Origin of the sequence: uncultured Planococcus sp. (assembly GCF_947501725.1) — a bacterium.
In the GTDB taxonomy this organism is placed as follows: Bacteria; Bacillota; Bacilli; order Bacillales_A; family Planococcaceae; genus Planococcus; species Planococcus donghaensis_C.
Map to the genome: position 1 here is coordinate 1 of NZ_CANMXD010000010.1, position 13484 is coordinate 13484.

The window sequence follows — 13484 nt, forward strand, 5'->3', positions numbered from 1 at the left end:
TACCGCTTCGCCAGCTCATCTTACACCTGTCAGAGCTGAATAGGCACTTCTACTTTTCGTGCTGTGTGGCAAAGAACACCACTTCGCCAGATCGTCTTATGCCCGGCAGAGCTACACGGGCGCTTCCGCTTTTCTTTGTCCAGACTCCAGCGCCCAGCTCTTTGGGTCATAAGCCACTCTGGCTGTGTGGCAAAGAACGCCACTTCGCCAGATCGTCTTATGCCCGGCAGAGCTACACGGGCGCTTCCGCTTTTCTTTATTTCAACCGGTAATTCGTCGTCGTAATCAACGCGCCGTTGACCATGGTTGCTGTCAGCATCGGATAGCCGTCATCCATGCGTTCAATCACCAGTATGTCGGCTCTTTTCCCGGGTTTGATCGAACCCAGCTCATGGTCCATCTTCACCGCTTTTGCCGGATTCAACGTGACCATCATGAACATCGCATGCAGATCGTTGCCATATTTCTCATGCAGATCAAATACGGCATGAAGCAAAGCAGGTGGATAATAGTCGCTGCACAGGATATCCATGCACCCATGGCTGATGGCTTCTGCGGCTGACAGATTTCCTGAATGGGAACCTCCCAGCATCACATTTGGGGCTCCGGCGATTGTGTGGATGCCCAGTTCCTTGGCTTTGATGGCGACTTCGAGCGTAATCGGAAACTCGCTGATGGTGGTGCCGAAGCTTTTCACCAAATCCAGTTTCTTCACGTCATCGTCATCATGGGAAGCGACGGCGATTCCGCGGGTGAGCGCGATATCCGCCACTTCCTTAATTTTTTCAGCAGCCAGGCATTCGGTGCTTTGGCGCTCTGCAATGAGCACATTGACGTCTTCATCTGAAATTTCGCGGTAGCCTTTCAACGTTTCCCGGTAGACTTCCAGGTTGCGGTACTGGCCTTGCCCCGGTGTATGGTCCATGAATGACAGCAGGTGCACTTTGCCGTCTTCAATATTTTTCACCAACTGATCCACTTCATCGATATTATCGATTTCGAAACGGGCATGCAGACGATGGCGAATCAAATGCAGCCGGTTATGCGTCTTTTCGATGGCATCCACCATGCGTTGGATATTGTTCGGATTGCGCATTGGTTTGTGGGAGAAAACATCTTCTTTATAGAACGACAGGGAGTGGAACATCGTTGTGATGCCGTGGCTGATAAGAATTTTTTCCGCTTCACGCAGGCTGATGTCGAAATCCATCATGCTGGTCGGACGCGGAGAAGCAATCGTTTCGATGTAATCGGAATGGATGTCGATAAAGCCTGGAGAGATATAGCCCCTGTTGGCATCGATCAGCCTGGCATCGGGATAATCCGCTACCTGTTCTTCCGGAATAATCGACTTGATAATTTCCCCTTCCACTACGACTGCCAATCCTTCGGCTATTGATTGCTCGGTTACGATTTTGCCATTATGGATAATATACAAAGCATCGATCCTCCTAGAGTAATGAGTACACGAGTTGTTGCGTGTACGCATGTTGTGGGTCTTCTAATACTTGATCCGTCAAGCCCTGTTCGATGATTTCCCCATTCAGCATGACAATGGTCCGGTCAGCGAGCATGCGGATAACCGCTAAATCGTGCGATACCACGATCATGCTGATTCCAAGTTCACGCTGGATTCTTTTGATCAGATCCAGAACATTTGCCTGAACCGACAAATCGAGTCCGGTTGTCACTTCATCTAAAAACAGAATGGGTGGATTATTCGATAATGCTTTAGCAATCTGGACGCGTTGCTGCATACCCCCTGAAAAGTTGCGCGGTTCTTCTTTCATGCGATGAAGCGGGATATGGACATTGTCCAGCAGCCTTTTGCTTGTTGTTTCCATATTCCCAACATTCCGATTGCCCGCCGCAATGAGCTTTTCTGCAATATTTCCCACAGAGGAAAAATTCATTTTCAATCCATGCACCGGATTTTGATAAACCATCCCATAATCGTGGTTGCGGATGGAACGTTTTTGCTGTGAAGACAAATCAAAGACATTGAAGCCTGCCAAAGCGGGTGTATTGATATACGCCTCCCCTGACGCAACGTCAGTGTCAAAGTATAGGCATTGCATCAATGTGGATTTGCCGCTGCCGCTTTCTCCGACGATCCCTAGAATTTCACCAGGATATACATCCAGTGACACGTCACGAACTGCATAGACTGTGCCGCATACCGTGCAGTAGTTTTTTTCCAAACGATTAGAATCTAAATTGTTGCATTGAGAACAACCGGGACCAAATTGCTTTCGCAAGTTACGTACTTTTAGAATCGGTTCTTCATGCATAACTGCTCTCCACCTCGGCTTTCTCCCTGCTATTCAGCTGTTCCATGCAATAACTGGTGTCGTTGCATTGATAGACGGGCTCTCCTGTTTTCTGATCAATCAATTCATCAAGAAAGACGTGTGCTGATCCGCATAACTGGCATTCCTTGCCTTTAAATGATTCAACAGCAAATGGGTAATCTTCAAATGCCAATGATTCAACATTCGTAAAGGGTGGTACAGCATAGATCTTCTTCTCGCGTCCCGCACCGAGTAAAATCAACGCTTCGGATTGATGCATTCTGGGATTATCAAAGCGCGGAATCGGGCTTGGCGCCATCACATAGCGCCCGTTGACATAAACCGGGTGATCCGCAGCAGTTGCCGTTTTCCCGTATTTGACGATCTGCTCGAACAGCATCAGCCAGGCGCCGCTGTAATCGTCTTCAGAATGCATGCGTTTGGTCATGTACTCGCGCGCTTCGACAGGACGCAAAGGCTCAGGCATCGGCACTTGAAGAACCAGGATCTGATCTTTCGTCATAGGTGTTTCAGGGATGCGGTGGCGCGACTGGATAAGGTCGGCTTCTTCGGTTTGATCGGTTATTTGGACTCCTGTCGTTTCCTGAACCAACTTTTTAATGCTGACTGCATTGACCGATTCATCGGCTCCTTGGTCGATGACTTTCAGCACATCCGTTTTGCCGATCAAGGACAGCGTCAACTGCAAACCGCCTGTTCCCCAGCCGCGTGCAATCGGCATTTCCCGCGACGCGAAAGGTACTTGATAGCCCGGAATAGCAACAGCTTTCAATGTAGCCCGCCGAATCTCTTTTTTGGATCCTTCATCAAAAAATGCAAAATGCGGTTTAGCTCTCAACTTCCTGCACCCCTTTCTTTACTTGGCGGATACTATCGAGCTTCGACTGGAACGTGACGTAATGTGGGAGTTTCAAGTGGGAAATAAAACCGGTGGATTCTACTGAATCGAGATGCAATAACACAAATTCTTCATCATGAGTCGGAAAATCCGCATTCGGATGTTCCAGGCATTGATCCAGTATGCTCATGGCAATCGCTTTTGTTTCATTTTGCCCGTAGCAGACGCCATAGCCGATTTCAAACTCCAGTTCATCTTCATTGTTGTCATTTTTTACAGTTACCGGCACAAACGATTCCACTTCCGTTATGCGAATTTTACCGATATAGAACTGATTATCTGGATCCGAATCCACTTCGTTTGGATGTGCTGTGTAAATCGGTATTTTACCGACACGAACTTCACCTACAGTGGGATGAACTTGTCCATATCCCCGCAGCGATGCGTAGCCGAATGATGTTACGGTGCCTGTTTGTCCCCGTGTCAGGACCTGCAGACGGGCGCTTCTTGTCGTCGGAAACTGAAGGCTTTTCTTGGTGACATCGGCCGGGAGTGTATTATCCGGTTCGTATGTCTCAAACAAGCCTTCCTGCCGAAGATAATCGACGACTTTCGGAAAATAAACCACTTCTGTTGAGCCTTGAAGGGCTAACAAGTTATTTTTATAATCCTGCAGCCACTTGCGATTCGTTTCCATGCTTTCTTCCAACAACCTGAAATCCAGCAGCCGGTGTGTGTAATCATAGGTGGCACCCAATAACTGGCCGCCTGGAATATCCTTGAAACTTGCCGATATCCTCCGTTCGACCAGCATGGTTTCCGCTTCGACAGTCTCGCTGTAATAATGGCGCGGCAAAGTCGAGCGGTGCGCGCGCATCAGGAATACAGCTTCTTCCATGCTGCCTTCTCCCTGTTTGATGGCCAAAGCCGCGAGTTCCGGTGAATACAGGCTGCTTTCAGACATCACCTGATCCACCATGCTGCCCATCGTCGCCAGGATCGTATTGACCTCTAAAATTTCTTCACCTTTTAACCGTTCATAAGTCAGACGTTTAATCGAAGCCTCGATAGCCTGAGTTCCACCCTTTACAGGAACATAGCCCATTTACTCCACCTCCATTAAAATGGCCGTAACCGTTCTTGGCAGACAAGCGACTTGAGAAGAGCCATCCGCAAAGATCATATCAATGCCCATCGGATACTCTTTGATGCGGCTGTCTCTGGCTTGCCAGAATTCGGATGATTGCCTCATCGCCAAATGAGCTTCCGTTTCGATTCCTGGTCCAGTCAGCAGCAATCCGCCTTTGTTCGATAAAGCTGGAGTTTCAATAATCCAAGTCGAGGATTGCTGTGGATCGATCAAGTTGCCTATTTTGCATTGTGCCATAGCTTCTAAAATTTCCGATTCTCCGTCTTCCTGCAGTACGATGATGAAATCCGCTTCCTGCAACGGAACACAGCGGGCTGAAGTGTATTCCGAAATCTTCTCGATCAGATCTCTCCGTTTTTTAGACAGGACATGAAAAGTGACTTCCGCATCCAGCAGCACCATCGCACTTAACATCAAGGCATCGGCACAGCCGAAATCCACATCCATATTTTCTGTCTCCTGCTCAATCGATGAGATGGTTCCTGGCCGTGACATACTATGTAATAGTTTCCGATAAACTTGCTGCAAGTCATGAATTTGGTCAATCGCCATATAATCCCTCCTGGTCAGATCATGTAATTTGTTTTCTCAGACTTCCATTGTTTCAAAATTTACTTTTGTTTCGAAAAGGCCTGCTTGCTGCTGCGCTTTGGCTACATGGATCTGCTGTTCTTCGTCTAAAAGCAAAGATTCCCATTCAGCTGTTTCAGGCAATTGCGCCTTATAAGCGGCGTCAATGATCGCCAAATCGCTGGCTCGTTGTTCATCCATGCCTACCAGCAAGCCCGTTCCGATTTTTCCTGAAATCTCCACTTTCGCTTCTGTTATCAGGACTTCTCCTATATAAAACAAGGAATTTTTTGCTGTCTCCCTCATTTTGACCATAATCATTCCTTGCTCCGGCGCACTGATTTCACGGCATTCGTATTTTTCCGCGATGCTGGCTGCCAAATTCTTTGCCAAATGTCCATCACCTTGAATAAGGATTTCTGTTCTTCTGCGTCTTTTCATAGTCGCTGCCTCCTTGTCTGTAAGTTCATCGTAACTTGTCGCCAAGTGGCTGTGTTTTAAGCTCTCGTAAAGCTTGTGTAAAGGTGCTTCACAATCGTGACAAGAAAAGCGCAAGCGCACTTACAGCCTAAACAATAAAAGAAAAACTCAAAGCTACACTTTCTTAAGCATAAAAAAAACAGGCAAAGGATCGTTTCTCCTTTGCCTGTTTTTTTAATCCATCGTGATATCATATTTGAATTTATCGCTGCGGTATAAGATTTTAGTATGTTCCAGCACATCTCCTGTCGCTGCATCGATGCAGTCACTTTCCACCATAATGAGAGGCACCATGCTTTTACATTGCAAAAGCTGTTGTTCTGTTGATGTCGGAAAAGAGATACTTAGCAAGGTTTTGTTGTTGGCAAACTCAGTATGGCCGTGCTTTCGGTAATAAGCGAACATTGAGCGGATATCGGGTCCTTCTGTTTTGATTTCAGGAAACATCTTTTCGCTTACAAAGGATTTGTGGATGGCCATCGGTTGCCCGCCGATAAATCGGCTTCGGGAAACCTTATAAACGCTGTCCCCTGATCCACATGCTAATGATTTATAGATTTTTTCATCATAGCGAATTTTTTCGCAACTGATGAGCCGCGTTTCTAAATCATAACCGGCCTGCTCCATCTTTTCAGTAAAGCTGATTTTGCCGGTTAAATGCAACTGAATTTGGGTGGACTCTTCTTTTAAAAATCTTCCCTTACCTTGCTTCGAATAGATGTAGCCCCGTTCTTCCAGCTTAGTCAATGCCGCACGCACAGTCATGCGCGGCACTCCATAGCGATCGGCTAACTTGTTTTCTGAAGGCAACTTTTCACCGGCTGAAAATTTCTTTGATGCAATTTTTTCCATTAACTCATCCAGAATTTGTGTTTCTTTGTCGAGTGAAATAATAAGCCACCCTTTCCATCGCTTTCGATTCACCATCCAGTGGGTTGTTTAACTTGGTTTTACGTTCCTCATCAGTTCCACAGCCAACCAGCCGCGCACCCCGTTGATCAGCCAAATTCCCTCATATTCCTGAAGCTCTTCCTTAAGGATGACTTTTTCTTCAATCAGCTTTTGATCCAGCAACTGCTGCCTAAACGTGCCTGCCAACAATCCGCAGGAAACCGGAGGCGTGAAAAACCGCCCATTCTTTTCAAGCACCACATTGCCGATGGTGAATTCCGTCAGCTGCTGTTTTTCATTCCATAACAAAACTGAAAATATGTCATCCGGCAGTTTGGCGCTGGCCTTGTCGTATACTTCACGGTGCGTCGTTTTATGGAACAGGAACGGATTTCTGCTGTCCACTGCCGAAGAGGCAAGCGAGCATTTTATCGGTTTATCGATCGTTGCAGTTTTCTGTGCCTCCAGTTTCGTCTGTCCTTTGTCATCCAGGAGCATGCGAACCTTGTAGGTGCCTACCGGGTAGGTTTCTGCTAACTGATTTAACTCACTTTCGATTTCCGGAATATTTCCCGGGAAATGAAAATAATCCGCTGAATCTTTGAGACGTGCCAAATGATACCGCAGCAACGGGTAGTTTCCGTCCTTCAGTTTCAAGGATTCCAGCAGGCTGAATACCGGCCGTTTCGCTGTCAACACTTCTGCTTTTGTCTGCAGTTCCCGGTATTCCCCTTCCGAAGTCGAATCCCAAGTGATGCCGCCTCCCACACCATAGCGAGCGGTCTCTTTTTCCTGGTCGATGACGACTGTACGGATGGGCACATTGAAGACAGCGTCTTTGGTCGGCGTGATGAAACCGATAGCACCGCAATACACTTCTCTCGGCGTCTGTTCCAGTTCGGCTATGTAGTTCATCGTACTAATTTTCGGTGCACCTGTAATTGATCCGCATGGAAACAAAGCTTGAAACCAGTCCAGGATAGTTGTTGTATTATCCAGTTGGGCTTCTATCGTCGAGGTCAGCTGATGGACGGTCGGGTAGGTTTCCACTGTAAACAGCGGATCCGCTTTGACTGTGCCCTTTTTGGCTATGCGGCTCATATCATTTCGAAGCAAGTCAACGATCATCAGGTTTTCAGCCCGTTCTTTTTCAGAAGCCCGCAATGCCGTGACCAGTTCCCGGTCTTCCTGCGTTGTACGTCCTCTTGGTGCTGTACCTTTCATGGGTTTGGCTGTCAGCGTTCCGTCCTGGACTTTAAAGAACAGCTCTGGAGATGCTGACAGTACACGGAATCTTCCAAGGTTCAGGTACGCACCATAGTCAGCTTGCTGATTTCTGGCCAGTTGGCGGTAGAACGCCAAGCCGCTGCCCGTAAATTCCGCAACAAGCCGTTCCGTATAATTCACCTGGTAGGTTTCGCCTTCTTCGATTGCCTGCTTAATCTGTTGAATCCCAGTTTTGTACCGCTCCACGGAGCTCACCATTTTCCACTCCGACACACTGTAAGGCTGCTGTTCTTTCTCAATCGAAAAGTTTTTTTTCGACTCATTGAAGATTCCGAACCAGACAAGCGGCATTTCGCCTCCGGTTTGCACGTTCATTTCCGGGTGAAAAGCCGGAGCTGCTTCATAGGAGACATAGCCCGCTGCGTAGAATCCATCACCAACCGCCTTTTCCACCTTCTCCAGAATTTCCGCCACTTCCGAAAGAGCGCTTGTTTCAAAGACCTCTAAAGGTTCACTGAACAAGAGCGGCTCAACTTCCTCGTCCTCATTTCGAAACTCATACAGTAGGTAAGGGTTTTGCATGTCCAGCACCTCCCTTATTATTTTCTTTCCATTGCTTTGCCAGTTCATAACTATTCTTCAGCATATTGAAACCTTCCAAGGTCAAAATCGATTCCGGATGGAACTGTATGCCTTCGATCGGCAAATACCGGTGGCGAACTGCCATAACCGCCCCATCTTCTGAACGGGCGGTCACCGATAGGCATTCAGGCAGTGGTTCTTCCGCGACCAAAGAATGATATCGAGTCACAGCAGTCGGATTGGAAATCCCTTTGAACAGCCCTTCTCCTTTATGCGTCAGCATGGAGACTTTTCCATGCATAGGTCGGTTTCCCTTAACGATTTGTCCCCCGAAATGCTGAATGATGGTTTGATGCCCAAGGCAAACACCCAGTATGGGAATCTGCCCGCTCAGCTTCTCCAGTACTTCCTTGCTCACCCCATCTGCCGCCGGACGCCCCGGACCGGGTGACAGCACAATCAGCTCCGGCAGAAATGCCTCTATTTGTTTTGCCGTCAATTCCCCATTCTGAAAAACCAGCACGGCTGGATCCAATTGCTCAAAATAATGAACCAGATTGTAGGTGAATGAATCCTGGTTATCGATGACGATGATCATGATGGACACCTCTTTAATTTCACTTTATTTTTATCTGTCATATGAGTTGAGCTAAAGAAACTACCTTTTACACAACGCTTCGGACGCTTTGGGCATAGCTCCCGCAAGAAGCCAGGCAAAGAACGCCAGTCTTCTTGCTTCGCCTAGCCCCGGGACGCGCCGGCGCTAAAAGATGGAGTGAATTCAAAGCGAGCCTCTGTGATTCCACTGTATTTATAAAAGATATGAAGCAAATCAGCGGAGACCCCTACGGGATTTCACAGCGATGCAGGAGCACCGAGTTTTTAGGAGCTAATTTGCGGAAAATCAGCAGGCGAAAATCATTAGTTCAACTTTTATAGATGCTTTTATTATACGCTGTAGAATGGCTCAGATGGAAATTTCCCAGAGGCAGAAGCGGCTCTCTGGCTTCAAATTATTAGCCAATAAAAAAACCGCCTTTCGGCGATTTTGCATCTTACTATCCGTTACACATAAGGCGAAGTATCCGTGGCTGCAATCGCCTGGCTTATTTTTTCAGCACTGTCCTTCAGAATCGGCAAGAATTCTTCCCTCAGCAACTCCTTCGAGGTTCTTCCGGCATGGGCAGAACAATTGATGGCAGCAATGACTTTACCCGATTTGTTGCGCAGCGGTACGGCGATGGAACGCAGCCCTTCTTCAAATTGCTGATCCACCCCACCCCAGCCGCGCTCACGCACTTCAGCGAGGGTTTGGCGCAATTGCTCTTTGTCCGTGATGGTCTTGCTTGTAAATTGTTCGAAATCAATGGCGTCCATATACCTCTCCAGTTCTTCCTCAGGCAAATAGGCAAGCAGGACATGCCCCATTGAAGTGGCATACGCCGGTAGACGTGAACCGACGTCCAGGTTGATGGACATGATGCGCTTGGTCGAAACCCGTGCCACATAAAGAACGTCAGTACCGTCCAAAATAGAGATCGAACACGATTCTTCCGTTTTCGCTACAAACTCTCTCATAAAAGGATGAGCCAAACTCCATGTGTTATTCGATGACAGATAAGCATAGCCAAGCGATAAAGTCCGCGCCGTAAGCGAATACGCACTATTTTCGGATTCCGCAAATCCCAGATGTTCCAAGGTTAAAAGGATTCTTCGGGCTGTCGGCCGGCTTAAGCCTGTTTTCTTTGCTACAGCACTGACTGTAAGAGATCGATCCTGCTGGGAAAAAGCTTGGATGACCTGCAATCCCCGGTCCAGTGATTGGATGTAATCCCCACTATTTTTAAAATTGTCTGATTCTTTTATTGACAAGACCACTACCCCCTGTGCTAAGATGACATTGTACGCATAACGATACATTGTACGTATATCGTACAATATTTAATTCCAATCTGCAAGCATTATATTTTTTACCGATTGTGAAGGCGTTTACATTTACGCTTTCACACTTAAAATACCATCCCATTATTAGGAGGAATTTGAGATGACAGAAAAAACAGTAGTAAACGAACGCGTATTGGGAGCTTATGAAGGGTTTGTTAAGCATTTGAAGAACTTCCTGGATGAGCAGCAATTCAATCATGAAGAATATACGAACTTCGTCAAATGGGCAGATCGCTTAGGACGCAGCGGAGAGATTCCTTTGTTCCTTGATGTTTTTGTGGAAACCCATGTATTGGAATCGAAATACAAAGATTCTCCGGGAACTGAGCCTTCCCTGCTTGGACCTTATTATGAAGAAGGATCGCCTGTTCTTGAGGAATCACCGTTTGTGATGCCACAGAGAGAAGACGAGCCCGGCGACAAATTGACGTTCCGTGGAAATGTCAGCTCTGTCAACGGACCGTTGGCAAAAACGAAAGTGGAATGGTGGCAGGATGATGCAGATGGCTTGTATTCAAACTATGACTCAACTGCGCCGGCCTTCAATTTGCGCGGTCAGTTCCATACAGATGAAAACGGTGATTTTGAAGTGCATTCCATCGTGCCGATCCCTTACCAAATTCCAACAAGCGGCCCGACTGGTGAATTCACTTTTGCAGCCGGCTACCACGCTTACCGTCCAGCCCATATCCACATCAAGTTCGAGCATGAAGGACATGAGACCTTGATTACGCAAGTATTTTTCGAAGGCGATGAATGGCTGGAGACAGATGTTGCCGGCGGCGTCCGTTCTTCTCTTTTAACAAAGCTTGAAGATAAGGGCGATCACAAAGAAGCTTCATTGAATTTTGTTATGAGAACTGAATAAGCCAAGTAAAAGCTGCCGGGATTTTCTTGGCAGCTGATTCTTTTTAATACAGGAACTGACAAATATGAACTGGAGTGGATTTAAGTGGAACTTTACAAAGTAGAGGTCAATGGAAACGAAATTCAAGTAGCCGATTATCCAGGAGAGAAAGGGACGATCATTGCGATACACGGATTAACTGGGACACATAAGAATATGCATTATTATGCTGAACAGTTTAAAGGCGATTATCGCTTTATCGCGGTAGACCTCCGCGGCCGCGGCAACAGTACAGCAGCGGATCCCGACACCTCCATCTTCAAGCACGCCGATGATATTTTAGGCTTGATTGAAGAATTGAAGGTCGTCAACCCGATCTTGCTCGGCTATTCGATGGGTGCTTTCATTTCTGCGATTGTCGCCAGCCGTCTGAAATCGGTCAAGGCATTAATTTTGCTCGATGGCGCTGCCAAGGCATCCGAACACCAAAGAGGGATTGTCCAACCTTCCCTTGGAAGAATCAGCCGTGAATTCACTTCTAAGCAGCATTACACAGAAGAAATCCAAAAGATTTACGCAACTCTCGGAATCGAGTGGAACGAAGTATTACAGGAAACAGCGGAATATGAAGTCGGCCCTGTAAATGGCCATTGGGAAAACAAAGTCACTGAATCGCGCATCGTGACAGACTTCGATAGTTTTTATTCCTTTGATCCGGTGGAAATCTGCCCGCAGATCGAGTGTCCTGTCCTGCTGGTTTACGCCGAAGGGAATATCGGCTCCATGCCGCCTCTGTTTTACCTGTCAGATTATGATGAAACACAAAAACACACCAAGAAAATCGAGACCATCGTTTCAGGCGCCAACCATTACACCATGGTTTTTGAACAACGCGAAGAGATTCTGCAGGCAGCCGACAGCTTCCTGAAAAAATTGTAGAACAACATCCTGCAAAGGGGTGTATGGGGGGAAATCATCTATGAAATACACATTGAAGACCTTAAAGACAAGCATGTGGAAATCACATAAGCAAACGAAAGATCTGCTGACGATGGCAGAGCTGCGGAATTCCGGCGGTGCTGGGGTAGCAACTGCGGAGTTTACCGAAAAAGAATCCTCGTCCCAGGAAAACGAAAAAACCTTTCGCAAGAAATCCTATAACCTGTCCCAAAAAATCGGACTGTTTTTAGGTCCCGCTTTATTTCTGCTGATATTGTTCTTACTGCCGCTTCCCGGACTCAGCACAGAAGGCCGGTCAGTGTTGGCCGTAACTGCATGGATGGCCGTCTGGTGGATCCTTGAAGCGATGCCGCTTGGAATCACTTCGTTGATGCCGCTGGTTCTTTTGCCTTTGCTGCAGACAGTAGAGGCCGGCGTTGTCGCTTCGAGCTACGGCGATAATTTGATCTTCCTGTTCATCGGTGGATTCGCCCTCGCTTTGGCGCTGGAACGCTGGAACCTTCACGAACGAATCGCCTTGTCCATCATCAGTGCCGTAGGCGCCAGCACGTCAGGCCTGGTACTCGGCTTTATGCTGGCTACAGGTTTCCTGTCGATGTGGGTTTCCAATATGGCTACGGTCATGCTGATGATTCCGATCGGTTTGGCGATTATCGCAAAAGTCGTCACTTTGATGAAGGAAGATGACGTCTATACAAAAGAAGAAGAAACGAAGTTCACCAAGTCCATCATCTTTGCCATCGGTTTTGGCGGAACGATCGGCGGCAGCGCCACCTTGATCGGGACACCGACGAACTTGGTGCTTGCGGGACTGGCCAGTGAGCTGCTCGGCTTTGAAATTTCCTTTGCCCAGTTCTTCATTTTCGCCTTTCCGTTAGTGACATTGCTGATGATCGTCTCGATTTTCTATATTACAAAAATCGCTTACCCGATGAAAGTTAAAAATATCCGAAACGGTAAACAGTTTGTGGTTGACCGCAAAAAAGAGCTTGGCGTCATGAGTTACGAAGAAAAAATCGTCTTGACGATCTTCACTCTGACCGCCTTCATGTGGATGACGAGAACCTTTATCTGGAGCGACATCATTCCAGGATTGAGCGATACGATGATTGCTATGGTCGCCGCTATCCTTCTCCACTTGATCCCTGCTTCAGGCGATTCGGGAGACCGGATTTTAAATGGCGATTCGCTGAAGAACATGCCGTGGGGCGTTCTGCTGTTGGTCGGCGGCGGGCTGGCACTGGCATCGGGCTTTAATGGTACAGACCTGGCTTCATGGATCGGCAGCCAATTGCTGCTGCTTGAAGGCACTTCCTACCTGCTGATTCTTGCGGTGACCACTTTACTCGGCATCGCCATGACACAAGTGACGCCAAACACTGCAACGGTAACCATTTTGGTGCCGATCACTGCCGCGCTCGCTTTAGCGATCGATGTCCATCCCCTGCCATTGATGACCGCTGTTGCAATGGGCGCCGGATTTGCGTTCATGCTGCCGATCGGTACGCCTTCCAACGCCATCATCTTTGCAACCGGAAAAATCACGATGGTCGATATGCTGAGAAGAGGTTCCGGACTGACGGTTCTCGCTTTCCTTCTCATCGTCGTATTCGTCTACTTTATCCTACCGGTCGTTTTTGGCATCAATCAGCACGAATACCCCGACAGCTTAAAATAAATGAA

General features: G+C 47.5%; 13 protein-coding genes. 3 read left to right on the forward strand and 10 right to left on the reverse strand.

Annotation, left to right across the window (positions count from 1 at the left end):
* Positions 1-256: 256 nt before the first annotated feature.
* From phnM to Q0785_RS14515, 10 genes are all read right to left on the reverse strand, one after another.
* Complete coding sequence (gene phnM, locus Q0785_RS14470) at positions 257-1438, reverse strand: phosphonate metabolism protein PhnM (RefSeq protein WP_298831185.1); 1182 nt, start codon at positions 1436-1438, stop codon at positions 257-259.
* Positions 1439-1451: 13 nt separating this feature from the next.
* Positions 1452-2291: an ATP-binding cassette domain-containing protein gene (locus Q0785_RS14475; RefSeq protein ID WP_298831190.1), complete on the reverse strand. Its 840-nt coding sequence runs from the start codon at positions 2289-2291 to the stop codon at positions 1452-1454.
* On the reverse strand, positions 2284-3150 hold the full coding sequence (locus tag Q0785_RS14480) for an alpha-D-ribose 1-methylphosphonate 5-phosphate C-P-lyase PhnJ (protein ID WP_298831193.1): 867 nt from the start codon (positions 3148-3150) through the stop codon (positions 2284-2286). Before Q0785_RS14480 ends, Q0785_RS14475 begins: the two co-directional genes overlap by 8 nt.
* The gene (locus Q0785_RS14485; protein ID WP_298831196.1) at positions 3140-4255 is read right to left on the reverse strand and encodes a carbon-phosphorus lyase complex subunit PhnI; all 1116 of its coding nucleotides are present in this window, start codon (positions 4253-4255) and stop codon (positions 3140-3142) included. The genes Q0785_RS14480 and Q0785_RS14485 overlap by 11 nt, the downstream gene beginning before the upstream one ends.
* Positions 4256-4852, reverse strand: coding sequence for a phosphonate C-P lyase system protein PhnH (phnH, locus tag Q0785_RS14490; protein WP_298831200.1), 597 nt, complete (start codon positions 4850-4852; stop codon positions 4256-4258).
* 36 nt (positions 4853-4888) lie between these two features.
* A complete protein-coding gene (gene phnG / locus Q0785_RS14495) occupies positions 4889-5311 on the reverse strand; it encodes a phosphonate C-P lyase system protein PhnG (RefSeq protein ID WP_298831203.1) in 423 nt (140 codons plus the stop codon).
* 213 nt (positions 5312-5524) lie between these two features.
* Positions 5525-6241 carry a GntR family transcriptional regulator gene (locus Q0785_RS14500; RefSeq protein ID WP_298831742.1) on the reverse strand — a complete coding sequence of 239 codons (717 nt, stop codon included), beginning with the start codon at positions 6239-6241 and terminating at the stop codon, positions 5525-5527.
* Positions 6242-6289: 48 nt separating this feature from the next.
* The gene (gene pabB, locus Q0785_RS14505) at positions 6290-8050 is read right to left on the reverse strand and encodes an aminodeoxychorismate synthase component I (RefSeq protein WP_298831206.1); all 1761 of its coding nucleotides are present in this window, start codon (positions 8048-8050) and stop codon (positions 6290-6292) included.
* Positions 8025-8648: an aminodeoxychorismate/anthranilate synthase component II gene (locus Q0785_RS14510; protein ID WP_298831208.1), complete on the reverse strand. Its 624-nt coding sequence runs from the start codon at positions 8646-8648 to the stop codon at positions 8025-8027. The genes pabB and Q0785_RS14510 overlap by 26 nt, the downstream gene beginning before the upstream one ends.
* A gap of 467 nt (positions 8649-9115) precedes the next feature.
* Positions 9116-9922 (reverse strand): IclR family transcriptional regulator C-terminal domain-containing protein, encoded by an 807-nt coding sequence (locus tag Q0785_RS14515; protein ID WP_298831211.1) that lies wholly within the window; start codon positions 9920-9922, stop codon positions 9116-9118.
* Positions 9923-10094: 172 nt separating this feature from the next.
* Between Q0785_RS14515 and Q0785_RS14520 the strand changes: the two genes are divergently transcribed.
* The 3 genes from Q0785_RS14520 (at position 10095) to Q0785_RS14530 (ending at position 13479) form a co-directional block, all read left to right on the forward strand.
* Complete coding sequence (locus Q0785_RS14520) at positions 10095-10862, forward strand: dioxygenase (protein WP_298831213.1); 768 nt, start codon at positions 10095-10097, stop codon at positions 10860-10862.
* A gap of 84 nt (positions 10863-10946) precedes the next feature.
* Positions 10947-11780, forward strand: a complete 834-nt coding sequence (locus Q0785_RS14525; RefSeq protein WP_298831216.1) for an alpha/beta hydrolase — start codon at positions 10947-10949, stop codon at positions 11778-11780.
* 40 nt (positions 11781-11820) lie between these two features.
* On the forward strand, positions 11821-13479 hold the full coding sequence (locus Q0785_RS14530; RefSeq protein ID WP_298831219.1) for a DASS family sodium-coupled anion symporter: 1659 nt from the start codon (positions 11821-11823) through the stop codon (positions 13477-13479).
* Positions 13480-13484 lie beyond the last annotated feature (5 nt).